This window comes from Kurthia sp. YJT4, from assembly GCF_030219945.1.
GTDB classification, from domain to species: Bacteria; Bacillota; Bacilli; order Bacillales_A; family Planococcaceae; genus Kurthia; species Kurthia gibsonii.
In genome coordinates this window covers 1,123,426-1,149,004 of the sequence record NZ_CP126689.1, presented here as the reverse complement: position 1 = coordinate 1,149,004, position 25,579 = coordinate 1,123,426, and the positions used below count along the sequence as shown (strand labels likewise).

Here is a 25,579-nt window from a genome sequence, read left to right as displayed (position 1 = left end):
GTTGTTTTTGGTGGAGGGGGGGTCTCGCGCGCGACTTGCGCATTTTTTGAAGCTCCCCTCTCGGTCCCCGATTGATTCAAATATTTTTTATTTTAAGGGGGGTATTACCCTTCTAAATTAATTAAATTACCGTCATTATCGAATGCCATTCCGTATCTAACCGGACTATATTTCTCGTGATGTTCTCGGTTATGGCAAGTCTGACATAAGTATTCTAAGTTGTTGTGGTTCAGCGTGATCATTGGGTCATTAATGTTCTCACTATCAATGTGTGTCTTGTGATGAACTATCTTACCAGGCTCGCCACATCGCTCACAAAGCCCATGTATCTTAGCAATATAAGACTCTCTACAACGTCGCCATGCAGCACTCTTATAAAGTCGCTTAGCTTCTACAGTATGTTTAAGCATTCTTATCATCACTCGTCACGAGTAATACTTCTTCCTGATTGACGTAATGAATATTGCTATCTGTTTTACGAACCTTATCCATTGTTGGACTATAAAGAACTACGTCTCCAACTACTGTGATAGCCTTGCCATTCTTAAAATGAATTGTTCTTGTACTCAATACAATCTCCCCTTTGCTATTTATTCATGCAGACATACAACAATTCAAAGGGAGTGAAACAATTAGTCGTATGCCTGCACCAATAAATAGTAATATGCAGATAATAAAACGTGCTAACTCGCTCTATTATCTGCCAATCACCAAATCAAATATGTTAAAAAAGGAGGATTTAACATGGCGTAAGTTATTACCCTTACACTATAAGTGTGCTTTTGGGATTTTTTTGATTGCCAATGTAACATATCTTAGTGAGTGTTACATTCAGAAACATGCTACAAAATACTGATATATCAACATCTTTATTTTTTTTTATTTTGAATGTACAAGAATATAAGTTATGTAACATTCATAGAGTTAAAAATAATAACAGTTGTTGATATAACAACAACCACTCACACTTTATTCTTGTTTGTTTTTTCTTCTTCTAAATAAGTTGTTCACGACATTATCAACACGCTCTTGTTCTACACCTATATAGCGTAATGTATCTGATTGATGCTCATGACCGAATATCGTTTGTAATGTCGCTACATCATTCGTTTGCTGGTAAAAATGATATGCAAAAGTTTTGCGCATTGTATGTGTACCTACATCTCCTTTATATCCAATAGCGTCTGCTGTATCTTTCATAATTCGGTAAGCTTGTACTCGACTAATCGGCTTTTGAGCACCTGTTTTTGTTCTTTTTCTACTTTGAAGTAAATAATCATATGGCTTCATATTTTTTGTATATTCTTTGACTGCGCGTCTTAATTCATCACTTATAATCATCTGTTTATACTTTCCTGTTTTCTTCTCATAAATTTTAATAGATGTTTTATTTCTTACGTCTCGTACTCTTAATTGCAAAACATCCGATATTCTTAGTCCTAAATTAATTCCTAACATGAACATAATAAAATTCCTTTTGTTTTTCTCGTCCAGATATTCCATAAATTCTTGTACCTGATCCATATCTCGAATTGGCTGTACATATCTCATTAAACAAGAATCCACCCTTCGTTATGAATTTTTCTTTTACATCGTGCAATAATAACTTTCACTTCATCTCTTGAAATCCCTAACATTTCAGCTATTTTATATTGCGAAAATTTATTTGAACACATTTCAAAAACTTCTTTTTCTTTTTTATCTAAAACTTTCATTATTTCTTTTATTAAATCTTGTTTCATTTCGTCCTTTTCTACTTCTTCTTCTGTAATTTCTGATTCAAAAACCTCTACATTCGAATCTTTATTTAATTGAATCCAATAAGGTTCAACAGGAATCTCTCGGTCATATGCTGCGCGTCTTTCTATACCACGAGTTGCTCCTGGCTGTCTGCCTGTCCGAATCCATTTAATCGTATATTCCAAATTACTAATCCATGAACGAACATTTTTCAAATCATCTTCACAAGCTCCATTTTCTTTTAATCTATTTAGTAATGCCTTTGTATTTTTTAATGTTTCTTTGTATTCTAGCAACAACTCGTTCATATACTTTTCCTCCCTTTAGACGAAAAAAAGAGCAACAAATAAACGCAGTAATTGCGTAAATCTGTTGCTCTCGGTTTTTCCGATAAGCTTATTAAATATTAAATTCCCAATTTCTTTAATACCTCAATATCTACTATACATTTGGATAATATAACATCTATTAACATTATCAGTTCCTTTATGTTTATAGGTTTAATACATATATATTGCTCAACATTATATATGTACGGTTTTTCAACTATATCCAAACCTATCATTTCTATACGTTTTTTTAAATCACTTTCATGTCGATTCAATATTCCATAGCCATGCATAAATCTGTTGCGGACTTTATTCCAAGAAGTTAATAGATACCATTCATTAGTTTTAGTTAACTTTACTTTAAAATTTGTTTCTAAATATTCCACATGTTTGCTGAGTTTACTTTTGGCATTCTCATTGTCAATTTTGATATTACAATATTTCTCATATAAGCCACACAACAATTCTAGAATATCCTCAAAAAATGAATATATTTTAATTGCTATACCAAAATTTAATACCGTCTCCTGAAAAAATAAGAACTCATAAGCCATATTTTGTTGGGTTAAATAATTCGAACTAATAATTTCATTTGTTTCTTCATCATTATTTTTTTGATTTGATTTTATCTTATTTCCTAATTCAGAAAAAAAGGACATTTTCTTCTCATAGTCATTCGTTATTACATCTGATGTCTGTTTACTTAAACTATAAAAATCAGCAAGTGTAAGAAATATTTTATTAGAAAGTATGTCTAATTGTCTACAAAATTCAGTAGACCCATGATGTTCCAAATCATACCCCAAATCCATTACTGCAAATTTAAATTCATATAAAAAATTATGTTTATTTGATATCATTTTTGTTCCCCTTTATTATACACCTTCAATTATACCCTTTAAATTACATTAATCATAATTTTTTACTGTATTTATAATCAACATGCGTTGGTTTGCCATCTTGCCAGCTAATTTCTTGTTTCCCAAATCCCAAAGGAGGATTATCAATCTGAATTAACTTGCCACCTCTGACTATGTACACCGCATTTTTTGTTAAATCAATTTGTTTTTCGTTTGTCATAAGTTATTCCTCCTATGCTATAATTTAATTACCAAGTTAAATCGAGCATTGGAGGAAACTCTAGTGCTTTATTTTTTTGTCTTTTTACTGTTGTAACTCATATACAAAATCCCAACCTTCGCGCGATCCACGTTCCACAAAATCTAATAAATTTGATTTGCTTCTGAAACATTCCTCGAAATCATTGGTTTTTACAACATACAACTCTTTTGCTTTTTCTACCGTACATAAGCTCGTCTGAATGTAGTCAAATTCTTTCAAACTATCAATTTCATTGCGTATTTTATCGATGGCACTCATTTCCATCAATACCCCGAACAGGTCCATTTGTTGCTGCATATTAATCACTCCTAAAATAAACTCATTTGTTCATGTTTTTCTTTTGGATATCTGATAAGCGTTATAGGTACAACTACGGTTGGTGTATGAATTTCTCCGTTACTTACAACTTTTGTGATAACGGTTCTTTGCCAACGTGATCCACCAAAAACATCTACCTCATCCCCTACCTTGTAAGGATGTTTAATTGCTCTAAAAGCTTTCTTCGCTAATGGCAAAAGCTCATTTCTTTTATCATAATCACCACTAATCATATATTTTTTCATTTCGGCACAAATTGCATCATAATCGGAAAAATCTAATTCTTTCACATTATTCACTCCTTCGTATTTTTACTCGGGAAGTTTGCTCGTCCATCTCCACGATCAAAAACCGTATCGGTAAACTGCAACTCTTTTTGTTCCCGCTTTTTTGCTTCCGCATAACTTGCGTGTTTATCGCAATGATCTCCTTCCCAAACATCAGCGTTTTGTACTAGACAAAATGAAAAGGTACCTGCATTACGGTTATAATGTCCGCAAGTACAACAATTATGAACTGGATTGTTGAAGTTGTGCGGCAATGTATTCACTCCTTTTTCTATTTAAAATTATATTTCTTAAAACACCCCCCGCAATTCTTTTTCTATTTTTCGTTGTTTATTAGATAAGCGAATGTATTTATCGTTTAACTCTTTCACTGCAATCATATGTTCAATAGTTTTCTTTTCATTAAATCGCTTAATTGCGCGTGTAGTATCTTCCAAGGTCACGTTTATCTCGTTCGATATATCCTCATATCTTTTGTTCAAAATTGAATATTTTATTGAAGTTGTCTCCCGTTTAGGAATATATATTTGAATACTTTCCAAGTAATAAATTAATTCATCTTTCGTGTACTTCTTGAAATCTGTTTTGGTCATCTTTTCATCCCCTTTCGCATTTTGGTCGTGATGTGTATTTACTATTCCATATCCTCACGCCAAGAATAGTATGTTTTGAAATACTCGATGTTATCATCAATCATTTGAATATGGTTTTTAATTCCTAAAGTAGCTTGCTCTTTTGTTATTACACCTTCTCTTGCTAACTGCCAAATCAACTCTAATCGCTTCATATTTTCATTAATTGCTTCTGCAAAATCAGTTGCATAATTCAATCTGTATTGCGATGTGCCTAATGACTTCTCCATTCTCTCTACTCCTTCGCATTTTGTTTCGTTTGTGTAATAACTTTTTTGTCCAATTTAGTAACTAAACGTAGTACCTGTTCAGCACTAAAACATCTAACCTCTCTCCCACACTCTAAACACTTCACATAATACTCGTCATGGAAAAGCACATCGCATCCGTAACTTGCTCCGACCGATTCTTTGTTAAGATAAACGTAAGTATGATCGCAACGTCTCCGCTTTAGTGTTAAAATATCTAAAAATTTCATTAGCACCCCTCCACACAGTTACTTATTAAATCTTTGTTTACTTGGTGCGATCTATCACCCACACTAAAGTTTTTATTTGCGTATGAACTGCGGCTTGTTCACGTTCTAGGTGATAAATTTCTGTTTCTAACTTTCTATATAATTCACCTTCAAAAGAAATTGAGCTAAAATCATGCTTAATCGTCTTTTTAAAGCCATCAAAATAAGTTTCTTTAATGGCTAATAACTTTGCCAATTCTTCAAACTTTTCACATAATCGGTCAATCTCAATCGTAATATTTTTTTCGCTTTTCATACCTTCACCTCTTTACAGTAATTCCCCACAATCATCACAGACTGTCCCACGTACACCGTTCAATTCAATATATGTCACATGCCTATGCTGACAATTTGCTTCATGTTCAAGTACAAATGCTTTCACTTCTTCAATCGTTCCTTCCAGTACGAAGTTGTCTCTTTGATATAGAGTGTATTTCATTCACAGAACCTCCTTTAAATCCCTAAACAGTCCTCTGAACGTATCAATCGTACTTTCATCAAATCCACTCAACCATAAAATATGTTGTAATTCCGTTTTCGAAAGCTTTCGATCAAGCATTTTCTCCAATTCAGTTACGCACGTTTCGTAATGTTCTTTTTGCCATTCCTCCATTACTTGATTTAAATCTGTATCTAGCCATTCTCTACGACCACGTGAGTTAATACCTTGATGTTTCAGGTTCATATCGATTCCTCCTCAATAGGTTCTAACCAAAAACCTTGATAATTCTTTTTAGACAATGCTCGCTTTTTAGCAGACTCATATTGTAGCCAACGTACAGACTCAAAAGATTTCCCTGTGTAATCAGACAATTCTCGAATCGTACCATCCCAAATCCATGTTTCGCCTTTGTACAAAGCGAAAATCTTTTCCATTTAGACCACCTCCTCTAACGGTTCTGCCATTAGCACTTCTAACACATAACCTTCTTGGTGTGGAAATCTCTCAAACACGTTGTTTAGCTCTTGCAGGTCGTAGCAAACTTGCTTAAAACGACTGCCACCGATTCTGTTTATAATTACAATCGCATAAGGCTCTGGACCATCAAATCCGATTAGTACCGGTTTCATTTTTTCTGTCATTTTCAATAACCTCCAATGTTTTAATAATTTCTTCTCGCAACGTATGTAGATCTCGTTGTATTCATTTCAAATTTCCATAATTCAAATGGATTCGCGTTGGCTGACCATACAAAGCAAATAATTCTTCACGTTCCATTTGATGATGCATGCGACAGTGTACTTTAGTAATAATCGTGTTGTAATGCCCGCACTCTGGATGTGGGCATTTTAAAAGCCCCACACCATTACCACTAGCAAATTGCGTTGTCGTTGATGATGTATTAGCCATGATTTACACCTCCTGGTTCAAATCAAATGCGACTACTCGTTTATCGCGCGTTTGTTCAAACTTAATAACTGCAATGTTTTTAAGACTTCGCGAAATCAATTTCTTATCATACATCGCTTCCATCTGGTTCCGAGATAAGTTGGAAGTAATAATTGTTGACTTAGTTTGTCGAGCTTCCAAAATGGCTGTCAGGACCTCTAACGTAAAGTTTGTTGCCGTCTTATTTGTTGTGATAGCTCCTGTTTCTGCGCCTAAATCATCTAGGCACAGATAATCCACTCGTGACAATAAATCTACAAAATAAAGTTGTGTGTACTTGCTCTCCTTGTTGTCAAATGAATCACGAATCTTTGACATCATCTCTCGTACACTCACAAACACGCACTCTACGTCTAGTTTTTCATTTAAATTTCTTAGAATCGACATTGCTAGGTGCGACTTACCGACGCCAGTGTCGCCTTGTAAGAGCGTTGTAAATATCTTGCCACTCTTATAATGTTTAAAAGCTTGAATTGCTAACTCTTTATTCTTAGCTTCTTCTTCACACTCTGCATAAAAACCACCAAATGATGCACCTCGAATTGTTTCATCTGCGAATACTGATCGCATATACAAAGTGTTTTTCTTTTTCTTCGCTTCACGTTCTAAAATTTCATTTTGCAAAGATTGCTCAAAAGCTTCATTTTCTTTCTGCAATTGGCATTTAGGACATACTTCATGACCATCAATCATCATTAGCTGTACTGGTTTCGCATGTAACTGACATTCGTTAGAAGTTAATACCGTCGCTATACTCTTTGGCATGGCTTGTGCGATTGCTTTCATATCCTTTCACCCTTTCATTTAGATATCCCTCGAACTTAGATGCTTGGAATAATGTACTTGGTCTTAGATATTGGCTAAACTGTGGATCATGCAACCAAGTGGCTACTTTTTTATCGATAACTGTTTTAAAATCATCAATCGTAAAGCCTTCATCTAACCGAGCCTTAATTAATTTTTTAGTTGCTCCAGCTGTGCTTTTGTATTTCGTATTTGCTTTTAAATTTAAGTAATCGACAACAGCTGAATATGCGCTGTCTTGCTTGCAAGACGTAATATTCTCTTTATTACTGTTACTATTAATATTGTTTTTATTAAGACTGTTACTATTAGTACCTTCATTTTGTATGCCTACGTTTCTTATGCCTACATTTCCTATGCCTACGTTTTGAAGGGATACGGTATCAGGAATCATTTGTACCAACTCATAATGATTTTTAGAAAACCCTGTTTCAAGTCGCTCTCTCCTGATACGAATATATTGTTTTTCTAATAGTGCCTTACGATGTTTATGGTATCGATTTTCAGAAATATTCAATTCTGAACAAATCAGTTCTACGCTTGGAAAAGCTTCGTTATTATTACCAGCAAATGCTGCAAGGTATGCATAGATTGCTTTTGCTTCAATGCTCAAATCCTTATCACGTGTTAGCATGCGTGGAATCAATCCAAATCCTTTAGCGAGTATGCCCTCGTATTTAACACCATTTATTTCTGCCATGATAAATCCTCCTATAAAACTTTCATTTGGTATAATTCACCTATAAAGGAGGTGAATGTTATGAAACTGAATCAAGAATGTGTGAGAGACCTATTACTATCAATCGAAGAAGTTTCGATTGTAAATAAAACGTACAGCTTAGCTCACTACGTGCAGAACAGTGCGCTAAAAGAAAAGTCTTATACAGAAGATGAATTAATGTATGTATCAGACCGTCTTATTGAAGCTGGTTTTATAAAAGGACAACCAAACTTTGATTTTGATTACTATTACATAAGTACACTTACTTATGAGGGTCATACATTTTTAGATACTATTCGCGACTCAAATGTTTGGACCTTAACCAAAAATGTTACTTCCAAGGTTTCTAGCGTACCCTTGTCTATTCTTTCTGAAATAGCTAATAGTACTCTACGAAAACTATTGAACTTGGAATAATTTATCCTTCATTTCAGGGTTCTTTTGAATAAATTCTTCAAGAGCTTTTACTTGTCCGAATAACACTTCGTAAGACTCCTGAAATGTTAATTTATTTTCATGTAAAACTTTGATAACACCACAAGTTACATTTATACCTTTAGATTTAATCGCTAAATTCTCTACTTCTTTGCTCATCTAAAACTCATCCTTTCTTCTTTGTATCTCCATCAAATGATAAGTACATCACTGCCATGCCATAAATCATGCATAACGGATACATAAGTATTTCAAACATATTGGTTCCTCCTTATTTTTGTTTTTGAATTTTGTAAGTAAACATTGTCGCTACAGCTACTGCTGTAATAACTGACGATGAGACAGTCGCTAATACTAAATCGAAAGTGTCGAATAACATTTGATTACCTCCGCTGCTATATTTTTTTGTTGTAGCTTACGTGCCAAGTTTTGTAGACGATCATGCTCTCTTTTTGCGTGAGCCAACAAGCATAGTTCTGTTGTTGCCTTGTGCAATGTTTCTGTAGCGATGTCTGCAGCTGCCCAGTGACCACCTGCCAAGAATGCTTTTACTTCTTCAATTGATTGCTCTGCGCTATCTAGTAGACTTTTTGCCTTCTCTACATCTTGAACTCGAAAACGGTCTAACATGTTAGGTCCTCCTTTAACAACCCTTGTGACACTAAATAACGATAGTGATCCATCCATAAATCTTTATAGCTAATTTTTGCTTCCATGCAGACAACCGCGACTAAATTACTAATAGCTGTTGTAGCTTCTACTAATTCCTCTAGTGCATCGTGTAAATCTTGTTTTTCATATAGTTCCATTGCAGCCAAAGGCTTTACAAGACTTGTCGATTTTAGTCGATTGAATGCTTCCCCTAGCTCTTCTAATGTTTTTTCTTTCACTGCTGAACGATGTAAATCTGCATTTGGACCATCGAGCAAAACAGGACCTGTACCTGTGTATTCTGTTTGGATTGCCATCGCAAACATTGGATTATCGTATTTAGCACTATACTGACGCGCTACACCAGCGTTAACTTTGTCTTTACCTGTTTCATAACGCGATATTGTCTCGCGTGATACAGACATTTCTAGCGCCTGTTTTTGTTGTGTTTTGTTAGCTCTGATTTCTTTCATGACTTCGCCCACTTTTTTCATGTTTTTCTCCCTTTTTAATCAACTTTTAAAACATTTGTTTTAAGTTTGCTACCACAATTTGAACAATACACCCAACCTGTTTTACAAGGATTGTTGCACTTATTACATTTCGTTAACTCTTCATTTTCCTTAGTTGTTACAGCGACTAAGGATTTTTCATTTTTTCTCATATAAATCTCTCCTTTTTCTCACAAATATATATATTTTCATGTCAATTCCTACCATCATCAATTAAATTTTCGTTTAAAATAATTAATAGAAGGAATTTAAAACTTCTGTATTATCTTCAATCCACTTAAAAACTGCATCGCGTGGATAACGTCCGCGAACTTCTCGCAATCGTGGAAATGAAGGATTTTTCAGTAATTTATCTACCGTTGGTAAAGCAATGTTTAAAATTTCAGCTAAATCATCACGCTTAAGAACAGGAGGATAGTTAAATCGCTTTTGCCCAGCGATCACTCCTTGTTCATAAGCTTGTTTGACCAATAACTCTAACTTTTGAACAAAATATGTTTCATCGAGTTGCTGCATTAAAGATTCAGGTGTCATGGTTTACACCGCCTTTGTAAGTAGCTTATTAATAAAGTAAACCTGACCCTTGCCTGTCACTTTGGTTGTTCTAGTAATCCGAACGCTGCCATCTGGATTTTGCATAGTTCGCTCAACTACTTCAAACCAACCACGCTCAACTGCATATTGAGTAGGTTCGTTATAATGCGCCCCCTTCTTGCCGAGGTAGCCATTATCACGTAACCAAGCGAATAAACGATTTTGACCTATGCTGATGCCATTTTGAGTGAGTAATTTCGCTAGTTGACCGACTAGGATAGATGTCTCACTTGTTTCAACAGCTTTCGCGAATAACACTTGCGGTTTTTGCTGTTCAATAACAACTTCTGCCTGCATACGTTTCGCTCGTTCTTCTTTTAACTGTGTTGCGATTTGAATAATCGTATCGGGATCAGCCAATACTTTTTCAATTGTTTCGCTTGTCATGTGAGTTCCATGCTTTCTGATATTCGGTAGGACCTCGCTAGTGACCCAGCGCTTGAATTGTTTTGCTGTTGGTAATTTGGACGAAAGAATCAAACTATATAGCCCAGATTCGTTAATGATAGTCATTTCTCGACTTTGACCTGCGTCCTCGATTTGAGTACGCTGCTTATCTTCGGTATCAACATGATTTATAACTGCATTGCGATAGTTGGAATATCCTAATAACTTAGCAACATCATTTCCAACAAAAAATACTTCTCCTTTTGAATCAAATAAAGTTCTAACTGCTTGCTCGTTGTACATAAATGTTTGTAATTGTTGCATTTTATTACCTCCAAAATTTCTATTTTAGCAATTATTTAGATAAAAAAATCTGAAATATCACAATTTAACTCATTAGCTAACATTGGTAATTGATCTGCCTTAAATGAATATGTTCCATTTTCATACTTTAAATATGTTGAAGAACCTTTGTAACCTAAAGATTTAGCAAGCTCTTGTTGTGTCATTCCTAGTTTAATTCTTCTATTTTTAATATAAGTTAAGCTGAAATTTTTCACTTCAACACCTCCGTAATTTCTGTTTCAGCAACTCCTTAATCAAAATATAACATTGCTAAAATAGAAATGCAATAGTTTTATTTCTATTTTAGCAATTATTTTATTTCCATTTCAGAAACATGATAAAATACATAAGTAGTTAGGATGGTGAATTCATGAGTATCAACAAAAGAATTATTTCCTTACGTGAGAAGAAAAATTGGAGCCAAAAAGAACTAGCACGACGAATTAATATAAATCAAAGTGTAATGAATAGAATTGAATCTGGTGAAAGACCGGTAAAAGATGAAGAACTTTCTAAACTTGCTATAGCTCTCGGCTGTTCTGCAGACTATTTACTAGGAATAGAAGATACAACTCCAAGGTTTGAAGATAAAGAATTCGAAGCTTTTGCTAATGATCCAGAACTTCAGAAATGGTACAAAGAATTGCCAGAATCTAAAGAAGAAGATCTGAGACGGTTACGCAAGATGTGGGAGATTTTAAAAGAGAATGAAAACTTGTAAGTCTCTTTGCTAAAAGGTTCAATCTAAAATAAAAAAACAGCACATTCAAGTGCTTTTTTTTGATATCTAAATAGGTAAATGTAATTACTTTTCTTCTATTAGTAACCATTTGTTTATTTTGATAAAATTTTAATATTTAAAGGAGTTTAAAAAACATGAGTATTCCCTTATTACTTTTAGGTATTGTTGCACTATTCATTAGCGCTATCATGCTGATTGTCAGTGTGATTAAAAAGAAACCTAAGAAAAAAATATTTTTAGCATGTATAGCTAGTTTCATCTTATTAATTATTGGCAGCACGCTTACCTCAAAAGCTGAAAAAGAGGTAGATAAGAACTTGCCTATCGATCAACAAATCGAAAAAATAATTACGAATGAAATGGGTAAAGAGGTAGATGGCAAAAAAACGATTGATTCTATAAAAGTTGATTCTGGTATTGCATATATGAAAATTAATACAAATGCTAACGCTGGATCTGAACGCGAGTTATTAAAACATGCAGCGAAACTTATTGAGCCTGTAAGTAAGTTAAAGGGTGTAAAAGTTGTTCAACTAACCTTCTTGGTTCCTATGTCAGACCAGTATGGAAAAACCTCATTTGAAAGAGGCATGTTTATTAATATGAATCAAGAAACATTGAAGAAAATTCAGTGGGAGAATTTTGACTTTGAAAACATTCCGAATGTAGCGAATTTATATGATTGGCGAGATAGCGTAACTAAATAATTAGAAAGAGAGGACGGGCCACTTTGCTAAAAAAGATTGACTTATCGAAGTTTCAAAATGATATTATTCTTTGGAAAGGTAAAGGTTCTGAAGAAGACATAAAACCTTCCACTAGCCCGTTTATTGCTACAGGAGTAGATTTAAATCCATATATTTGTAAGCTTTATACAGATGAGATTGGAAATTTACCTATAATAAATGAATACATATGTTATTTACTGGCCAAAGAATTTAAATTGCCATTAGAGGAAGCTATTTTAGTAAACATTACAGATGAAGTACTGACTAATTCTAGTGAACTGCAATCAAGAGATATAAAATCTAACCTAGGATTCGCGTTAAAATGGAATAAGAAAGCCAATGCTAATGTCAGACAACCAGCATTCGAAAGGTGCACTAACATAAATATTATTCCTATGTTACTTTATTTTGATCAACTTATATTAAATCAGGACCGTGCATTGAATGATGGAAATTTATTATTCGACTCAAAACAAAATAAATTAGTTGTAATTGATCATTCTCATGTATTTGATTTGGGGGAAGTATGGAATGTCTCATCTTTAAATCAAGTTAAAGACAAGTGGCTAGTTGACAATTTTGACGAAAAGTATTATAACATGCTAAGGTTATATGTAGATGGGAATAGCCCGTTTAATGAAACGATACGATTAGCTAATCAATTAACGCATAATCGAATAATTGAAATTGTCAATTCAGTACCTGCAGAATGGGAATTTGAGGATTCTAAAAAAGATGCTTTAATTGAATTCCTCTGTTATCGGAACGATCATGTTGATGACATTATTCAAGCTATCAAACCATTTTGTTTAAACTGGAAAGGAGGAATTAATTAATATGAGTGTTGTTTATTATTCAATTGCAAAGTATGTTAATGATATTGTGAGAAATGAACAAGTAAACTTTGGACTTGCTTATTTTTCACCAGATGAAAAGAAAATAGGTTTTCTAGCTTCAACTAACAATAGTCGTATATTAGCATTTGATGATGAATTGGATTTAGAAGAACTAAAATACTTACGTTCTTCGCTCAACTTTGATTTTTCTCTTGAAGGTCTTGAATATGATAATAAAGAATATATTGAAGAGCTTTTAAGTTCCAATAGTAATAAAATTTTAAAAATGAAAACAATGAATTATATAAATCAAATTCAATTCACAGAGCATGAACAAATAGAATTAGGTGAAAGAAGTCTAAATGAGATATTGGAAGATTTGAAAGATATTTACCTTTATTACGACCGTCCAAAATCTGTGCGTGAAATGGATAAAGATAGAATTAGAATATTAACAAAACAAATTATCAGGAATCAAATATCTAAGGATGCTTATTCTATAGATAAACTAAAAAAGAATTCATGGTCAAATAAGCCTTATGACTTCATAGTTAATGTTAATTCTGAACAAAAATATTTAAAATCCCTTACTTTTGATTACAAACAGGATTCTCACCTTATAAACCAAATAAAATTATTTGTTTTTGATTTAAAAAATTATTTAGATCAAAATCAAATAGATATAAATAATTTCATTGTTGTTATAAACAATACTTCTTTCGAGAAACAAATTGAACAAGAAGCCAAACAATTTTTATCTGATCAAGGGGTCGAAATTTTGACACTTCAAGAGTGTAATGATTTTCTAAGCCATTCACAAATAATCTAAACCCTACTTCCAAAAAGTAGGGTTTTCCTTTATAATCAAATAGAACATACGTTTGGTAAAGGGGTAATTATTATGAACTATTTAGAAGACAATATAAAACATTTATACAGTACATTAAAAGTAGAAAAGCCTGAACATCTAAACATCGAGGATATAGCCCATAAACTGCATATACGCTTGTTCTGGTGGGATGATTCAAGTCTTGCGTTAATTCATAACGAACGCCCTTGTATCTTCTTACAACGCTCTATTCTTAATACAGAGTGGGAAGATTTTTGTCATGAATTGGCTCATATACTTTATCACGCTGGGGATCAGATGAAGTTGCCAACGGAATTTATACAGTATCAAGAATACAAAGCGAATAACTTTGCACTTCACGCTGCTATTCCTACTTTTATGTTACTGAACATGAATTTACCGAATGATTATTACCAGGCAGTCGCCCTCTTACAAAAGATATTTAAGGTAAGCCTGACGTTTGCGTGTAAGCGCCTTAATCACTTTTTAGACAATTATGTACATAATGGCTCACAAAACACATATATAGCTGATAAAAGACTACCAACCACTACTGACTATTGGTGTTAGGATGTAAGTGATTATAAATAAGGAGGTACTACTATGGCTTCATTTTCAAAATATAAAACTTCTAAAGGGGAGTTTTGGATGATTCGTCTTTACCTTACAGATCCAGTTACATTAGAAAAAAAATTAACTACTAGACGTGGTTTTAAAAAACTAAATGACGCAAAGCTTGTAGCAAAAAAATTAGAAATGGAAGATTCAAAAGTTAGATCAAATATTAAATCACATTATACCTTCCAACAAATCTTTACCGAATTTGAACACGAGTATTCGACATATTTAAAGGCATCTACTATTTATAGAAAGTCTGTTGATTTTAAAAAATGGATATTACCCACTTTCGGTAATAAGCGTTTAAAAGATATTACTAAGCAAGATTGCCAAAAGTATATTCAGTTTATGAGTACACAATTAAAATCGTATAAGCCAATCGTTATTCAAGCGAGAAATGTATTCGACTTTGCTGTTCGTAATAACTATATTGAAGCTTCCCCTTTTGACAATACAGTCTATCCAAAAAATACTTTCTTCGAGGAAGAAGAAAAAATCGATAAGTTTTGGAACAAAGAACAGTCACTCTACTTTTTAAAAGTCTTAAAAGAAAACGAAAGTCTTAAATACTATGCAATGTTTCGAACATTACTACTTACTGGGTTGCGTAAAGGTGAGTTACTCGCTCTGCAAGAAAAAGATATTGATGATCAAACACAAAATCTAACCGTCAATAAAACACTTTATTATAACGCTGATAATTCATTTGAAATCTTAAAACCAAAAACGAAAACTTCCATTCGTGAATTATATTTAGATGATGAAACCTATCACACATTAAAGGACCTCATACGACAAAATAAAAAACTTCGTCTACAGTATAATGTTCAGCCAAAAGAGAAGTTCATCTTCATCAAGGAAACTTCATTCGATCCGTTTCGTAATTCTTATACGAACGAAGTCTTAACGAAACTTTGTAAGCGTTATGGTTTACCTCGGATTACTGTACATGGTTTACGACACTCTTGTGCTTCCCTACTATTTGCAGCTGGTGTCGATGTGAAGGTCGTTCAAAAATTACTTGGCCATGCTCATATCGAAACAACGATGAACGTCTATACTCACGTGACTACCGAGCAAGTTGAGAAAACGACAGATTTACTCATTAATTACTTAAACGAGCCAACGAAACTTAGCTCATATAGTCAAAATATAGTCACGAGCCCAAAAAAGCAATAAAACAACACAAAAAAAGCCCCCGATTTCTCAGAGGCTTTCTCTTTTTCTCTATTTTCAAAAGTGCTTCAAAGCCTTGGAATGGTAGTCAAGCCAAGTGCGCAAACGTCCTGTTTGCAAGGCTTGACCAACCTTCATCCGTCGGCAGTTATTAACCTTCTAATAATAAATCTTCTGGGTTTTCGATTAAATCTTTAACCATTTTTAAGAAACCAACAGACTCTTTACCGTTGATGATACGGTGATCGTAAGATAATGCTACGTACATCATTGGGCGTAATTCGATTTCGTCGCCTACAGCGATTGGGCGTTTTACGATGTTGTGCATACCAAGGATTGCAGCTTGGTCACCATTGATGATTGGTGTAGACATTAATGAACCGAAGATACCACCGTTTGTGATTGTGAATGAACCACCTTCAAGGTCAGATAATGCTAATTTTTTGTTGCGTGCTTTTACTGCTAACTCAGCAATGTCTGCTTCGATTTCAGCAAAGTTTTTGCGATCTGTGTCACGTACGTTTGGTACTACAAGACCGTCTGGAGTTGATACCGCTACACCTACATCATAGAACTTGTTGTAGTGGATTTCGTCACCAACAATTTTAGCGTTAACAGCTGGGTACTTTTTAAGTGCTGCTGTTACAGCTTTTGTAAAGAATGACATGAAGCCAAGTTTTGTACCGTCATGGTTTTCCATGAAAGCATCTTTCTTGCGGCTACGAAGTGCCATAACTGCTGTCATGTCGATTTCGTTGAATGTTGTAAGCATCGCAGTGTTTTGTGATACTTCTAATAATTTACGAGCAGCTGTTTGTTGACGACGAGTCATTTTCACTGCTTCTACGCGAGAATCATCTACAGCTTTAGGAGCTGGAGCTGCTGGTGTAGCTTGTGCTGCAGGAGCTGTACCATGTGCAGCTACGTCTTGTACGCGTACGCGACCTTGTGGATCTACTGGTGATACAGCAGCAAGATCGATTCCTTTTTCACGTGCTAATTTACGAGCAGCTGGTGAAGCGATAATGCGTTCGTTTGAAGATGTTTCTTCTACTACTGGTGCAGCTGGTGCTGGAGCAGCTTTAGGAGCTTCTTCTTTTGGTGCTTCTGGTTTCGCTTCTTCTTTTGGTGCTTCTTCTTTTGGTGCTGGAGCAGCGCCTGTTGCATTTGCGTCAACGCGTGCGATAACAGCGCCTACTTCTACAACATCGCCTTCTTGTGCAAGGATCTCAGTTAAAACACCTGCTTCTTCTGAGATGATTTCAGCGTTTACTTTATCTGTTTCAAGTTCAACGATGAATTCGCCTTTTTCTACAGAGTCGCCCACTTGTTTTACCCAGCGTACGATCTCACCTTCTGTAATAGATTCTGCTAATTCTGGTACGATAATGTCAGCCATTTTAAATTTCCTCCTTCAATATGATGAACGATTATTTAGATACTGCTTCTTCAATCACTTTTGTTTGTGCTACTTTGAATGAATCTGGATCTCCCTCAGCTGGTGAAGAATGTTCCCCACGACCTACATAGCGAATTTCGTGATCGCCTTCTAACTCGCGTAAGTAAGGATCAGCGAATGACCAAGAACCCATGTTTTTCGGTTCTTCTTGTGCCCATGCAAGTGTTTTTACATTTGGATATTTTTCAATGATTGCTTGAATTTTTTCAGATGGGAATGGGTATAACTGTTCAACACGTACTAAGTGTAAGTGCTCATATCCTTTTCCTTCTCCTACTTTTTCTGCAATATCAATTGCCATTTTACCAGATGCAAAGACAAGTTTCTCTACTTTTTTCGCATCTTTACCTGTTACAGGATGCTCAATGACAGTTTCGAATTTACCATTCGCTAGTTCATCTACATCAGCTGCTACGATTTGGTTACGTAGTAGTGATTTTGGTGATACTAATACAAGTGGACGAATTGCTTCTGTATTTAACATTGCTGCTTGGCGACGTAATAAGTGGAAGTAGTTCGCTGCGCTTGAAAGGTTTGCGACTGTCCAGTTATTCTCTGCTGCTAATTGTAAGAAACGTTCTAAACGAGCAGATGTATGCTCAGAACCTTGTCCTTCAGCTGCGTGTGGTAATAACATCACTAAACCTGATTTAACGCCCCATTTCGAACGTGAAGCTGAAATGAAGTTATCGAAAATAACTTGTGCCATGTTTGCGAAGTCACCATATTGTGCTTCCCAAATTGCTAAAGCGTTTGGATTTTGAATGTTATAACCAAATTCGTATGAAAGAATTGACCCTTCTGATAATGGGCTATTAATTGCATCGAATGAAGCTTTTGCACCTGAGATGTGGTGTAACATTGTTAACTCGTTACCATTCTTCTCATCGTGTAATACTAAGTGACGGTGTGCGAACGTACCACGTTGTACGTCTTGACCTGAAATACGTACTGGGTGACCGTCTTGGATGATTGTACCGAATGCAAGTGTTTCTGCATGGCCCCAATCAATTTTACCTTTGCCTTCAAATGGATCTTGGCGACGGTTTAAGATTTTACCTAATTTTTTGAATACGTTGAAGTCTTCAGGGAATTGAAGTAATTCAGCATTCATTTTTGTTAAGCGCTCTTTTTCAACGGATGTATCAACTTCTGGGAATCCATCAAGTACAACTTGTGGTACTGAGTGATCAGGTTCTGCACCTTGTCCAGCTGATTTTACAACGTCTAATTCTGCTTGTAATGTTGCTTTAATATCTGCTTGTAGTTGTTGTACATCTGAATCTGTTACAACACCTTCAGATACTAATTGTTTACCGTATAACGCACGCACTGTATCGTGGTTATGAACAATGTTGTACATTTCTGGGTTTGTAATCATTGGTTCATCCATTTCATTATGACCATAACGGCGGTAACCGATTAAGTCAACAACGATGTCTTTACCAAATTTCGCGCGGTATTCAACTGCGAAACGTGCAACTTGAATTACAGCTTCAGGTGCATCAGCGTTTACGTGTAATACTGGGATTTCGTAACCTTTTGCAGAGTCTGAAGAGTAAACAGTTGAACGAGAATCATAGCGTTCCGTTGTGAAACCAATCATGTTGTTAGCGATGATGTGTACAGAACCGCCTGTTGTGAATCCTTTTGTTCCTGCATAGTTGAAGCCTTCTGTTACAACGCCTTGACCAGCGAATGCTGCGTCACCATGCACTAAGATTGATACTGATTTAGAAGTGTCTTGTACAGGTAAACCTGGTTTTGATGTGTCTTCTTGAACAGCGCGTGTTGCACCGTTTACAACAGGTGATACAACTTCTAAGTGTGATGGGTTGTAAGCTAATGATACGCGACTACCATTGTCTGCTTTATATGTTGCACCTAAGTGATATTTCGCATCGCCAGACCAGCCTTTTGTTACAACAAGTGAACCGTCTTCTGGTACGAATAAATCGCTTGGTACGTGTGCAAAGTCTGCCAACATCATTTTGTATGGTTTGTGAACGTTATGTGTTAACACATTTAGACGACCACGGTGTGCCATACCGATTTGAACATCGTTTGTACCTTTTGTTTCAAAACGTTTGATTAATTCATCAATTAATACAACTAAAGAGTCAACACCCTCGATTGAGAAGCGTTTTACGCCGACAAAAGTTTTGTGCATGAATTGTTCAAAGCCTTCAACATTGTTTAACATGTTTAATACAGCTTTTTTCTCATCCGCAGTTAATGCGCCATTTAGTGAACCGCTTTCAATCTTAGATTGGATCCACTCTTTTTCTTCTTGTCCAACAACTTGGTTGTATTCAAATGCAATTTTACCTGTGTAAATTTCTTTTAAGTAGTTGATTGCATCTAAACCGTTGCGTACACCTGCAGGTACTTCTTTGATAAGTGCAGAAGCTGGAACTTCGATTAGATCTTGATCTGTAAGACCGTAAGTTGCTGCTTCAATACGCTTCGTATCTCTTGCTTGATTGTGAAGTGGGTAAATGTCTGCTGCTAAGTGACCAAAGTTACGAATTGCATCAGCGTATTTAACCGCTGTAAGAATTGTTGTAATATTACCTGATGAAGCAACTGCTGCTACTTCTGAGCCGCCTTGTGCTGCTGGAGCAACTGGCGCACCGTATTGTTCAAATAATGCTACTAATTCTGCATCTACTTCCTCTGGTGATGTTAAGTATAGGTCATACATATCCATCACATAGCCAAGGTTAGGTCCTGAAAAAGCAGCCCATGGTGAAACGTTGTTTGACATGAGAATAACCTCCAAGTTTTTTGCCTAGTGGCATCTTTCCAATAGTTATAATAATAATATGAAAATCCACTGTATATTTTACCAATCATATCTGCTTGCATGTAAGCGAATTCTTTTAGCAATTAGATATAATATTTTTTCCCCTTCAATCTTACTACTCTTCACAAAAAATACAATATTTTTTATCAAATTCAGCAAATTTGGACTTGAAACACGTAATTACTTAATTTATTCCATCTTTATTGTTAAAATTAGGAATTTTAACAGTGAATTTCGTGCCTTTTCCTACCTTACTTGTTACTGAAATTTGTCCATCATACTTTTCAACAAGCATCTTGACGATTGCCAGGCCTAAACCGGTTCCTCCATGCTCTCTCGAACGTGCTTCATCCACTCGGAAGAAACGATCAAATATACGTGGAATGGCATCTGATTGAATGCCGATACCATTGTCTTCGACTTCGATTTTGTGGCACTCAGCCGCATTTGTCAAGCTTATTCGTATATTTGGAATTTTTTCGGTATAACGAATAGCATTTTGTAATAGGTTTCGTACAATTTGGTTATAAGCATCCCTTGATATTGCTGCATTCAAGGTATCATTTTCATTACTCACAAGTATGATTTCAGCCTCTGGATGTAATTGTTTTGTTTCATTTATTACTTTTTTAGTTTCTTCTATTAAATTTACTCCATTTTGAATATCTTTTTTCTCACGTCTTGCAAGGTCTAATAATTCTTCGATTAAAGAGCGCATTCTATGAATCTCTTGTAAAGACGTATCGAGTGATTCCGCCAATACTTCTGGATCATCTTTTCCCCATCGTTTGATTAAGTTTAAATGACCTTCTAAAATTTGAATCGGTGTACGCAACTCGTGAGAGGCATCGGAAATAAATCGTTGTTGTTGTAAAAAAGAATTTTCAAGTTCCACCATCATCTTACGGTACACATCAAGTAAGTCACCAATCTCATCATGCCTTTGTTCGTGCAATTCGATTTTTGCTTCAAAACCTTCTTTCGATACACGATTCATCTCAAAGCGTAAACGGTCAAGTGGTCGCAACAGCCTCGTTGCCAACGTGTAACCAACAGCTGATGATAATACAAGCGCTATCACACCCATTAAAATCATCGCTGTTAATAAATAGCGCATGAGTGATACATAGGAACTCAAAGGATGCGTTAATTGAATATATCCTTCAAACGCGCCTAGACGTAGTTTTGCAGTTGCTACAAAACTTTTTTCCCCGTCCACTTTTAATGTTTCAAGTGCATAGCCTCGGCTCGGTACATCAGATGGTATGGCTGGAATCTCTTTTGTCGTATTATTAATGCGAAGAATTTCGACGCCATCTGCATTTAAAATACGTGCTGTTTGATTCTTATCGACAATGCCATTAATTAAATTCTCGTTGCGCTGGACTTCTTCAAGCGTTAAGTAAGGACCACGACTTTCAAAGAAGGATGTGAGGTCATTCATCGAACGTGTGACAGACTGTTTTTCATCTGAGAGTAGCCATGATTGTAATGATACATACATCACAACACAAATAAATAAATAACTAATAAAAATGACAAAAGCAGATATGAACGCCCACTTCGTTTTTAACGATTGGTGCATCCACTTCTGCATTATTTGTTGTTTGATTTTCATGTACGCATCACATATCCCACTCCTCTTACTGTTTCAATTGCATGACTGTAGTCTGGTGGCAACTTCGCACGTAAATGACGAATGTATACATCAATTACATTCGTCTCTACTTCGCTGTCATACCCCCATACTGCTACAAGAATCTGTTCTCTTGTACAGACACGATTTTGATTTTGAACGAGTAACACGAGTAAATCATATTCAGTTTTTGTTAATTGAAGCGCCTGTCCTTCAACTGTGACTATATACGCTTGCTCATCAATGAATAAATCACGGAAACGAAGAATAGGCGTTTCTTCCTCCTTCATTGTCGTTGTACGTCGAAGTGCTGCTCGAATACGTGCTAATAATTCTTCAATCGCAAAAGGCTTTACAATGTAGTCATCCGCTCCTGCATCTAATCCCGCTACACGGTCCATAACAGCATCTCTAGCTGTAATGAGTAAAATGGGTATATCTGATTCCTTTCGAATGCGTCTACACACCTCTATACCGTTCAGTTCAGGTAGCATGACATCGAGTAATATTAAATCAAACGACTCGTTAAGAGCATAGTCCAATCCACTGCGACCATCGTATGCAACGGTTACATCGAACTGTTCGTGACGTAGCTCTAATTCAACAAAACGTGCAATGCTTTTTTCATCTTCCACCAATAAGATTTTTTTCATTACACATCCTCCTGAAAATACTTTTCTGAAATATGATATGAGTCTTTTCCGTTAATACGCTTTGCCACATATAACGCTTCATCCGCATGACCCATTAATTCATTAATAGATTCTCCATTTTTTGGATAGCTCGCTACACCGATTGAAGATGTTGGTGAGAAGTGTGTACTTCCAATCATCCAACCACGACGTAGTGTATTTTGAATACGTTCAATTGTTTGTAGCGTTTGACGATTTCGCTTGTCATCATCTAATGACATATTCGATAAAATGACGATAAACTCATCACCACCAATACGCGCAACAATATCATGATCGCGTACACTTTCTAGTAAAGCTTGCCCAAAGTTTCGAATGAAGTCATCCCCCATATCATGTCCGTATAAGTCATTAATACGTTTAAAATTATCGCCATCTAAATAGAGTAGCGTCAGTGCAGTCCCCGATGTAATCGCTTGCTTCACTAACTTCGGAAACTCTAGTGTCACGTAACGACGATTCGGTAAGAGCGTTAAACTATCGTGATACGCAAGGAATCGAAGCTCATCTTCTTTTTGTTTACGCTTCGTTATTTCCCTGGCAATAATAACGAATTGATACACTTCAGAGCGTTCTGTATCTTCTACAGCTGTAATATGTGCTTCAATCCAGACACGTTCGCCTGACTTCGTACATAATTGTAATTCTAACTGTGATTCGCCTTCATTTTCTAAAAGCACATCAAGTTCTGTACTTAATACCATCTTACTCTCTTCTGTTAAAACACTTAAATAAAATTGACCAAGTAACTCCTCTTTCTCATAACCTAAACGAGATTCATGATTAGGCGAAACATATAGTACAATACCATCTTCATTCGTAATAACGATAAAATCATTTGTATTTTCTGTAATTAAGCGGAAAGTACGTTCAATATTGCGTAAATTCGTCATCATCACACGCTTATCTGTAATATCTAAACAAATCGACAAGAAGTGTTCGATTTCGCCATCTGATCCGTACATTGGCACAATGGTTGTATCCACCCAAAAATGCGTTCCGAGACGTGTTCGATTACAAATCTCACCACGCCAAGGCTGACCCGCTTTAATCGTATCCCACATCTCTTTATAAAAGCTTTTCGGGTGCTGTCTTGAATTAAGTAAACCATTCGTCTGTCCAATTAAATCTTCTTTTTTATATTGTGATATCTTTTCATATCCTGGACTAACATATTCAATGACACCTTCTGCATCCGTCATACATAGATTAGCAGCTTCATTTAGAGCGAATTGATACGCTTTCAAAATCGTACTTGCTTCATCTAAAGATTCCTGAAGCGCAATATTACGTGTATATTCCTGTGCCTGAATGCAAATTGCGACAACACGTTCATGCAGTAAAATAGGTGTGAAACTCAAAATAAATTCTGCTGTCTCTTGTCGCACCTTAATCAATTTTTGCCGAACCATTGTACGGCGACCTCGGCGTGCATTCGCCAGAGCATTAAAAAATACTACTCTTTTTTCTTCATCTAAATTTGCTATATCAAAAAAGTTTCTACTAAGAATATTGGGTTGGAAACCAAATGTTTCATAAAAACGCTTATTTGCTTTAATAACTTCATATTCTGTATTTAACACCAAAATAGGATTCATCTGTTCTTGAAACAATGTTCTTAAAAAGTGATTTTCTTCCTCTATTGTTTTTAAGATATCAACTTCTTTTGTAATAGCTAAGACCGCTTCTCCATTCCCGAATGGAATAACAGTTGTTTCGCTCGTTGTGGGTGTATTTGAAAACAAGTAAAAATCTCGGAATACAACTTGTTCTTTTGTCTCAAGCGCTTGTCTATAGTGGCGTTCAATGACATGTAGCGTTTCTAAAACTAGAACATGTTGTTGTAATGTTTGATTGATTGGCGATTGTTGTTGAAATACTTTTTCAAGTGCCACGGGATTAACATAACGATAAATGAATTGTCCATCTACGTTTTCCATGTAAAAAACGAAATCCGCACAATGTTCAAATAAAGTATGCAATTGGTTCACTGATGCTTCTATTTCGTTTCTCAAATTTCTTCCACTCCCCCGAGTTTGTTTTTCTCACGTTTCAAAAAGCAATACACACTTCTTTTATTTTTTGTAGATATTCACTTTGCTCCGTTAACTCTTCCTTTATATAAAGATGATTTTCGTCATCAATGTTCAATTCATATAATGCGATATATGTTGCATTTCCGATTAAGGATAATTTTGTTTCTGTTCCGCTTTGCTGCACGTGACACTTAACGAAACCACCTGGATTATAGACTGTAACCATATTTTCGTCCACAATGTGTAAAAGTGAAGCAACTAACGATGAGGCTGTCATCGCTGTACCACATGCATTCGTAAAGCCAACACCTCGTTCATATGTACGGACAAAAATTTCTGATGATGAGATTGGATAGACATAGCTAACGTTTACACCATCTGGCGTATAATTATTTTCGTCATTTAAGCGCTTCGCTAATTGCTCCTGATGTTTAAAATCTTCAATATATGCTTTAGGTACAATTGAGATTAAATGTGGATTTGGTACAGATACTGCTGTATAACGTAATTCTGTTGAAAAATCGGCAATCTGTTCATCAATTAATGTGTGCTGTGCATTATAGACCATTGGTAAAGAAGCTAAATCGAATGATACAGGTGCAATCTCTACTGCAAAAGCATGAATACCTTCTACTAACTCACCTTGACGTGCAACATGTAAGTCTGCCTTCATTGTTTCGATAATCCCCTGATCTTTACCGAGTTTATTTAATACATAACGTGCCACACAGCGTAATCCATTTCCACACATTGACGCTTCTGATCCGTCCGCATTAATGACACGCATTTTTGCATCTGCATGTACTGATGGTAACACAACAAGTAGGCCATCTGCTCCACCATACTGCGCTGGGTCGCATAACCATTTACCGATTTCTGACCAATTCAACTCGTCATTTTTACCTTCTATTAAAAAGAATGTATTGCCTGAACCTTGAACTTTTAATACATCATATTTCATCGTTAAATCCCCCTACATTTCCTGTCTACTCTATCATAATTCTTATTTTTTATGGTTACAACCCTGTTCACTTGAAGTCATAATTTATTTTTTTGAGAATTTTATGCTTTTTTAATGAAAAATTGTATAAATTATATCAAATACTATACATTTGTTCTAATATTTTTTTCTTATTTGAAATATTTTTTTGCTTTAAAACGGCATATTTTTATTTAAAAGAGGGTATATAGTAAAACCTTATTTAAAATTTACTAA

At 35.3% G+C, this 25,579-nt stretch carries 39 protein-coding genes; 7 read left to right on the top strand and 32 right to left on the bottom strand.

Translation table 11 applies throughout. The features are described from left to right. Positions 1-104: 104 nt before the first annotated feature. The 19 genes from QN089_RS05570 to QN089_RS05480 form a co-directional block, all read right to left on the bottom strand. Positions 105-410 (bottom strand): HNH endonuclease, encoded by a 306-nt coding sequence (locus QN089_RS05570; RefSeq protein ID WP_285216187.1) that lies wholly within the window; start codon positions 408-410, stop codon positions 105-107. Then, complete coding sequence (locus QN089_RS05565) at positions 403-570, bottom strand: hypothetical protein (protein WP_285216186.1); 168 nt, start codon at positions 568-570, stop codon at positions 403-405. The genes QN089_RS05570 and QN089_RS05565 overlap by 8 nt, the downstream gene beginning before the upstream one ends. Before the next feature lie 399 nt (positions 571-969). Further along, positions 970-1,551, bottom strand: a complete 582-nt coding sequence (locus QN089_RS05560) for a site-specific integrase (RefSeq protein ID WP_285216185.1) — start codon at positions 1,549-1,551, stop codon at positions 970-972. Further along, positions 1,551-2,048 (bottom strand): sigma-70 family RNA polymerase sigma factor, encoded by a 498-nt coding sequence (locus QN089_RS05555; protein WP_285216184.1) that lies wholly within the window; start codon positions 2,046-2,048, stop codon positions 1,551-1,553. The genes QN089_RS05560 and QN089_RS05555 overlap by 1 nt, the downstream gene beginning before the upstream one ends. 98 nt (positions 2,049-2,146) lie before the next feature. Continuing rightward, positions 2,147-2,929, bottom strand: coding sequence for a hypothetical protein (locus QN089_RS05550; protein ID WP_285216183.1), 783 nt, complete (start codon positions 2,927-2,929; stop codon positions 2,147-2,149). A 52-nt stretch (positions 2,930-2,981) separates the two neighbouring features. After that, positions 2,982-3,149 carry a DUF3954 domain-containing protein gene (locus tag QN089_RS05545; protein WP_285216182.1) on the bottom strand — a complete coding sequence of 56 codons (168 nt, stop codon included), beginning with the start codon at positions 3,147-3,149 and terminating at the stop codon, positions 2,982-2,984. Between the two features lie 84 nt (positions 3,150-3,233). Continuing rightward, positions 3,234-3,488: a hypothetical protein gene (locus QN089_RS05540; RefSeq protein ID WP_285216181.1), complete on the bottom strand. Its 255-nt coding sequence runs from the start codon at positions 3,486-3,488 to the stop codon at positions 3,234-3,236. Positions 3,489-3,499: 11 nt separating this feature from the next. Further along, positions 3,500-3,799: a hypothetical protein gene (locus QN089_RS05535; RefSeq protein ID WP_285216180.1), complete on the bottom strand. Its 300-nt coding sequence runs from the start codon at positions 3,797-3,799 to the stop codon at positions 3,500-3,502. 5 nt (positions 3,800-3,804) lie between these two features. After that, positions 3,805-4,050 carry a hypothetical protein gene (locus tag QN089_RS05530; RefSeq protein ID WP_285216179.1) on the bottom strand — a complete coding sequence of 82 codons (246 nt, stop codon included), beginning with the start codon at positions 4,048-4,050 and terminating at the stop codon, positions 3,805-3,807. Between the two features lie 36 nt (positions 4,051-4,086). After that, a complete protein-coding gene (locus QN089_RS05525; protein WP_285216178.1) occupies positions 4,087-4,389 on the bottom strand; it encodes a hypothetical protein in 303 nt (100 codons plus the stop codon). A 41-nt stretch (positions 4,390-4,430) separates the two neighbouring features. Further along, positions 4,431-4,658, bottom strand: coding sequence for a hypothetical protein (locus QN089_RS05520; RefSeq protein WP_285216177.1), 228 nt, complete (start codon positions 4,656-4,658; stop codon positions 4,431-4,433). Positions 4,659-4,943: 285 nt separating this feature from the next. Then, entirely contained in the window at positions 4,944-5,201 is a 258-nt protein-coding gene (locus QN089_RS05515) for a hypothetical protein (RefSeq protein WP_285216176.1), read from the bottom strand. 12 nt (positions 5,202-5,213) lie between these two features. Further along, positions 5,214-5,384, bottom strand: coding sequence for a hypothetical protein (locus QN089_RS05510; RefSeq protein WP_285216175.1), 171 nt, complete (start codon positions 5,382-5,384; stop codon positions 5,214-5,216). After that, positions 5,385-5,630 carry a hypothetical protein gene (locus QN089_RS05505; RefSeq protein ID WP_285216174.1) on the bottom strand — a complete coding sequence of 82 codons (246 nt, stop codon included), beginning with the start codon at positions 5,628-5,630 and terminating at the stop codon, positions 5,385-5,387. After that, positions 5,627-5,821 carry a hypothetical protein gene (locus QN089_RS05500; RefSeq protein WP_121176718.1) on the bottom strand — a complete coding sequence of 65 codons (195 nt, stop codon included), beginning with the start codon at positions 5,819-5,821 and terminating at the stop codon, positions 5,627-5,629. Before QN089_RS05500 ends, QN089_RS05505 begins: the two co-directional genes overlap by 4 nt. After that, positions 5,822-6,028 carry a hypothetical protein gene (locus QN089_RS05495; protein WP_285216173.1) on the bottom strand — a complete coding sequence of 69 codons (207 nt, stop codon included), beginning with the start codon at positions 6,026-6,028 and terminating at the stop codon, positions 5,822-5,824. Between the two features lie 61 nt (positions 6,029-6,089). Next, positions 6,090-6,296: a hypothetical protein gene (locus tag QN089_RS05490; protein ID WP_285216172.1), complete on the bottom strand. Its 207-nt coding sequence runs from the start codon at positions 6,294-6,296 to the stop codon at positions 6,090-6,092. A gap of 3 nt (positions 6,297-6,299) precedes the next feature. Beyond that, a complete protein-coding gene (locus tag QN089_RS05485; RefSeq protein WP_285216171.1) occupies positions 6,300-7,121 on the bottom strand; it encodes an ATP-binding protein in 822 nt (273 codons plus the stop codon). Continuing rightward, positions 7,066-7,839, bottom strand: a complete 774-nt coding sequence (locus QN089_RS05480) for a conserved phage C-terminal domain-containing protein (RefSeq protein ID WP_285216170.1) — start codon at positions 7,837-7,839, stop codon at positions 7,066-7,068. Before QN089_RS05480 ends, QN089_RS05485 begins: the two co-directional genes overlap by 56 nt. 60 nt (positions 7,840-7,899) lie before the next feature. Between QN089_RS05480 and QN089_RS05475 the strand changes: the two genes are divergently transcribed. Beyond that, entirely contained in the window at positions 7,900-8,277 is a 378-nt protein-coding gene (locus tag QN089_RS05475) for a DUF2513 domain-containing protein (protein WP_285216169.1), read from the top strand. Here QN089_RS05475 and QN089_RS05470 read toward each other — a convergent pair. From QN089_RS05470 to QN089_RS05440, 7 genes are all read right to left on the bottom strand, one after another. Further along, entirely contained in the window at positions 8,260-8,454 is a 195-nt protein-coding gene (locus QN089_RS05470; protein WP_285216168.1) for a hypothetical protein, read from the bottom strand. The two genes, QN089_RS05475 and QN089_RS05470, sit on opposite strands and share 18 nt — an antisense overlap. A 195-nt stretch (positions 8,455-8,649) precedes the next feature. Then, positions 8,650-8,925 (bottom strand): hypothetical protein, encoded by a 276-nt coding sequence (locus tag QN089_RS05465; protein ID WP_121176705.1) that lies wholly within the window; start codon positions 8,923-8,925, stop codon positions 8,650-8,652. Next, positions 8,919-9,440, bottom strand: a complete 522-nt coding sequence (locus QN089_RS05460; RefSeq protein ID WP_285216167.1) for a helix-turn-helix domain-containing protein — start codon at positions 9,438-9,440, stop codon at positions 8,919-8,921. The genes QN089_RS05465 and QN089_RS05460 overlap by 7 nt, the downstream gene beginning before the upstream one ends. A 14-nt stretch (positions 9,441-9,454) precedes the next feature. Then, positions 9,455-9,610 carry a hypothetical protein gene (locus QN089_RS05455; RefSeq protein ID WP_285216166.1) on the bottom strand — a complete coding sequence of 52 codons (156 nt, stop codon included), beginning with the start codon at positions 9,608-9,610 and terminating at the stop codon, positions 9,455-9,457. 82 nt (positions 9,611-9,692) lie between these two features. After that, a complete protein-coding gene (locus QN089_RS05450; RefSeq protein WP_285216165.1) occupies positions 9,693-9,992 on the bottom strand; it encodes a hypothetical protein in 300 nt (99 codons plus the stop codon). Between the two features lie 3 nt (positions 9,993-9,995). Next, positions 9,996-10,763 (bottom strand): phage antirepressor, encoded by a 768-nt coding sequence (locus QN089_RS05445; RefSeq protein WP_285216164.1) that lies wholly within the window; start codon positions 10,761-10,763, stop codon positions 9,996-9,998. A 35-nt stretch (positions 10,764-10,798) separates the two neighbouring features. Further along, positions 10,799-10,999, bottom strand: a complete 201-nt coding sequence (locus QN089_RS05440; protein ID WP_285216163.1) for a helix-turn-helix domain-containing protein — start codon at positions 10,997-10,999, stop codon at positions 10,799-10,801. A gap of 155 nt (positions 11,000-11,154) precedes the next feature. Here QN089_RS05440 and QN089_RS05435 point away from each other — a divergent pair, with 155 nt between their 5' ends. The 6 genes from QN089_RS05435 (at position 11,155) to QN089_RS05410 (ending at position 15,737) form a co-directional block, all read left to right on the top strand. Further along, a complete protein-coding gene (locus QN089_RS05435) occupies positions 11,155-11,505 on the top strand; it encodes a helix-turn-helix domain-containing protein (RefSeq protein WP_285216162.1) in 351 nt (116 codons plus the stop codon). A gap of 155 nt (positions 11,506-11,660) precedes the next feature. Then, the gene (locus QN089_RS05430; protein WP_285216161.1) at positions 11,661-12,233 is read left to right on the top strand and encodes a hypothetical protein; all 573 of its coding nucleotides are present in this window, start codon (positions 11,661-11,663) and stop codon (positions 12,231-12,233) included. A 23-nt stretch (positions 12,234-12,256) separates the two neighbouring features. After that, a complete protein-coding gene (locus QN089_RS05425; RefSeq protein ID WP_285216160.1) occupies positions 12,257-13,090 on the top strand; it encodes a HipA family kinase in 834 nt (277 codons plus the stop codon). A 1-nt stretch (position 13,091) separates the two neighbouring features. Further along, a complete protein-coding gene (locus QN089_RS05420; RefSeq protein WP_285216159.1) occupies positions 13,092-13,919 on the top strand; it encodes a DUF3037 domain-containing protein in 828 nt (275 codons plus the stop codon). A gap of 72 nt (positions 13,920-13,991) precedes the next feature. Further along, positions 13,992-14,510 (top strand): ImmA/IrrE family metallo-endopeptidase, encoded by a 519-nt coding sequence (locus QN089_RS05415; RefSeq protein WP_285216158.1) that lies wholly within the window; start codon positions 13,992-13,994, stop codon positions 14,508-14,510. Positions 14,511-14,543: 33 nt separating this feature from the next. Beyond that, positions 14,544-15,737 carry a tyrosine-type recombinase/integrase gene (locus QN089_RS05410; protein ID WP_285216157.1) on the top strand — a complete coding sequence of 398 codons (1,194 nt, stop codon included), beginning with the start codon at positions 14,544-14,546 and terminating at the stop codon, positions 15,735-15,737. Between the two features lie 148 nt (positions 15,738-15,885). Here the strand turns inward: QN089_RS05410 and odhB are convergent, their stop codons facing one another. The 6 genes from odhB to dapF form a co-directional block, all read right to left on the bottom strand. Continuing rightward, the gene (gene odhB / locus QN089_RS05405; protein ID WP_285216156.1) at positions 15,886-17,133 is read right to left on the bottom strand and encodes a 2-oxoglutarate dehydrogenase complex dihydrolipoyllysine-residue succinyltransferase; all 1,248 of its coding nucleotides are present in this window, start codon (positions 17,131-17,133) and stop codon (positions 15,886-15,888) included. 31 nt (positions 17,134-17,164) lie between these two features. Next, complete coding sequence (locus QN089_RS05400; protein WP_068453988.1) at positions 17,165-19,960, bottom strand: 2-oxoglutarate dehydrogenase E1 component; 2,796 nt, start codon at positions 19,958-19,960, stop codon at positions 17,165-17,167. 223 nt (positions 19,961-20,183) lie between these two features. Then, positions 20,184-21,617: a HAMP domain-containing sensor histidine kinase gene (locus QN089_RS05395; protein WP_231726945.1), complete on the bottom strand. Its 1,434-nt coding sequence runs from the start codon at positions 21,615-21,617 to the stop codon at positions 20,184-20,186. Then, a complete protein-coding gene (locus tag QN089_RS05390; RefSeq protein WP_285216155.1) occupies positions 21,614-22,288 on the bottom strand; it encodes a response regulator transcription factor in 675 nt (224 codons plus the stop codon). The genes QN089_RS05395 and QN089_RS05390 overlap by 4 nt, the downstream gene beginning before the upstream one ends. After that, on the bottom strand, positions 22,288-24,342 hold the full coding sequence (locus QN089_RS05385; RefSeq protein ID WP_082701435.1) for a sensor domain-containing diguanylate cyclase: 2,055 nt from the start codon (positions 24,340-24,342) through the stop codon (positions 22,288-22,290). The genes QN089_RS05390 and QN089_RS05385 overlap by 1 nt, the downstream gene beginning before the upstream one ends. Before the next feature lie 37 nt (positions 24,343-24,379). Next, the gene (gene dapF, locus QN089_RS05380) at positions 24,380-25,324 is read right to left on the bottom strand and encodes a diaminopimelate epimerase (RefSeq protein ID WP_068453992.1); all 945 of its coding nucleotides are present in this window, start codon (positions 25,322-25,324) and stop codon (positions 24,380-24,382) included. Positions 25,325-25,579: the final 255 nt, after the last annotated feature.

Excerpts from the sequence above, each read along its gene's own strand:
- QN089_RS05570 (WP_285216187.1), bottom strand. The coding sequence starts at position 410 with ATGCTTAAACATACTGTAGAAGCTAAGCGACTTTATAAGAGTGCTGCA.
- QN089_RS05560 (WP_285216185.1), bottom strand. The coding sequence starts at position 1,551 with ATGAGATATGTACAGCCAATTCGAGATATGGATCAGGTACAAGAATTT.
- QN089_RS05555 (WP_285216184.1), bottom strand. The coding sequence starts at position 2,048 with ATGAACGAGTTGTTGCTAGAATACAAAGAAACATTAAAAAATACAAAG.
- QN089_RS05550 (WP_285216183.1), bottom strand. The coding sequence starts at position 2,929 with ATGATATCAAATAAACATAATTTTTTATATGAATTTAAATTTGCAGTA.
- QN089_RS05545 (WP_285216182.1), bottom strand. The coding sequence starts at position 3,149 with ATGACAAACGAAAAACAAATTGATTTAACAAAAAATGCGGTGTACATA.
- QN089_RS05540 (WP_285216181.1), bottom strand. The coding sequence starts at position 3,488 with ATGCAGCAACAAATGGACCTGTTCGGGGTATTGATGGAAATGAGTGCC.
- QN089_RS05525 (WP_285216178.1), bottom strand. The coding sequence starts at position 4,389 with ATGACCAAAACAGATTTCAAGAAGTACACGAAAGATGAATTAATTTAT.
- QN089_RS05520 (WP_285216177.1), bottom strand. The coding sequence starts at position 4,658 with ATGGAGAAGTCATTAGGCACATCGCAATACAGATTGAATTATGCAACT.
- QN089_RS05515 (WP_285216176.1), bottom strand. The coding sequence starts at position 5,201 with ATGAAAAGCGAAAAAAATATTACGATTGAGATTGACCGATTATGTGAA.
- QN089_RS05510 (WP_285216175.1), bottom strand. The coding sequence starts at position 5,384 with ATGAAATACACTCTATATCAAAGAGACAACTTCGTACTGGAAGGAACG.
- QN089_RS05505 (WP_285216174.1), bottom strand. The coding sequence starts at position 5,630 with ATGAACCTGAAACATCAAGGTATTAACTCACGTGGTCGTAGAGAATGG.
- QN089_RS05500 (WP_121176718.1), bottom strand. The coding sequence starts at position 5,821 with ATGGAAAAGATTTTCGCTTTGTACAAAGGCGAAACATGGATTTGGGAT.
- QN089_RS05495 (WP_285216173.1), bottom strand. The coding sequence starts at position 6,028 with ATGACAGAAAAAATGAAACCGGTACTAATCGGATTTGATGGTCCAGAG.
- QN089_RS05490 (WP_285216172.1), bottom strand. The coding sequence starts at position 6,296 with ATGGCTAATACATCATCAACGACAACGCAATTTGCTAGTGGTAATGGT.
- QN089_RS05485 (WP_285216171.1), bottom strand. The coding sequence starts at position 7,121 with ATGAAAGCAATCGCACAAGCCATGCCAAAGAGTATAGCGACGGTATTA.
- QN089_RS05480 (WP_285216170.1), bottom strand. The coding sequence starts at position 7,839 with ATGGCAGAAATAAATGGTGTTAAATACGAGGGCATACTCGCTAAAGGA.
- QN089_RS05475 (WP_285216169.1), top strand. The coding sequence starts at position 7,900 with ATGAAACTGAATCAAGAATGTGTGAGAGACCTATTACTATCAATCGAA.
- QN089_RS05470 (WP_285216168.1), bottom strand. The coding sequence starts at position 8,454 with ATGAGCAAAGAAGTAGAGAATTTAGCGATTAAATCTAAAGGTATAAAT.
- QN089_RS05465 (WP_121176705.1), bottom strand. The coding sequence starts at position 8,925 with ATGTTAGACCGTTTTCGAGTTCAAGATGTAGAGAAGGCAAAAAGTCTA.
- QN089_RS05460 (WP_285216167.1), bottom strand. The coding sequence starts at position 9,440 with ATGAAAAAAGTGGGCGAAGTCATGAAAGAAATCAGAGCTAACAAAACA.
- QN089_RS05455 (WP_285216166.1), bottom strand. The coding sequence starts at position 9,610 with ATGAGAAAAAATGAAAAATCCTTAGTCGCTGTAACAACTAAGGAAAAT.
- QN089_RS05450 (WP_285216165.1), bottom strand. The coding sequence starts at position 9,992 with ATGACACCTGAATCTTTAATGCAGCAACTCGATGAAACATATTTTGTT.
- QN089_RS05445 (WP_285216164.1), bottom strand. The coding sequence starts at position 10,763 with ATGCAACAATTACAAACATTTATGTACAACGAGCAAGCAGTTAGAACT.
- QN089_RS05435 (WP_285216162.1), top strand. The coding sequence starts at position 11,155 with ATGAGTATCAACAAAAGAATTATTTCCTTACGTGAGAAGAAAAATTGG.
- QN089_RS05430 (WP_285216161.1), top strand. The coding sequence starts at position 11,661 with ATGAGTATTCCCTTATTACTTTTAGGTATTGTTGCACTATTCATTAGC.
- QN089_RS05420 (WP_285216159.1), top strand. The coding sequence starts at position 13,092 with ATGAGTGTTGTTTATTATTCAATTGCAAAGTATGTTAATGATATTGTG.
- QN089_RS05415 (WP_285216158.1), top strand. The coding sequence starts at position 13,992 with ATGAACTATTTAGAAGACAATATAAAACATTTATACAGTACATTAAAA.
- QN089_RS05410 (WP_285216157.1), top strand. The coding sequence starts at position 14,544 with ATGGCTTCATTTTCAAAATATAAAACTTCTAAAGGGGAGTTTTGGATG.
- odhB (WP_285216156.1), bottom strand. The coding sequence starts at position 17,133 with ATGGCTGACATTATCGTACCAGAATTAGCAGAATCTATTACAGAAGGT.
- QN089_RS05400 (WP_068453988.1), bottom strand. The coding sequence starts at position 19,960 with ATGTCAAACAACGTTTCACCATGGGCTGCTTTTTCAGGACCTAACCTT.
- QN089_RS05395 (WP_231726945.1), bottom strand. The coding sequence starts at position 21,617 with ATGAAAATCAAACAACAAATAATGCAGAAGTGGATGCACCAATCGTTA.
- QN089_RS05390 (WP_285216155.1), bottom strand. The coding sequence starts at position 22,288 with ATGAAAAAAATCTTATTGGTGGAAGATGAAAAAAGCATTGCACGTTTT.
- dapF (WP_068453992.1), bottom strand. The coding sequence starts at position 25,324 with ATGAAATATGATGTATTAAAAGTTCAAGGTTCAGGCAATACATTCTTT.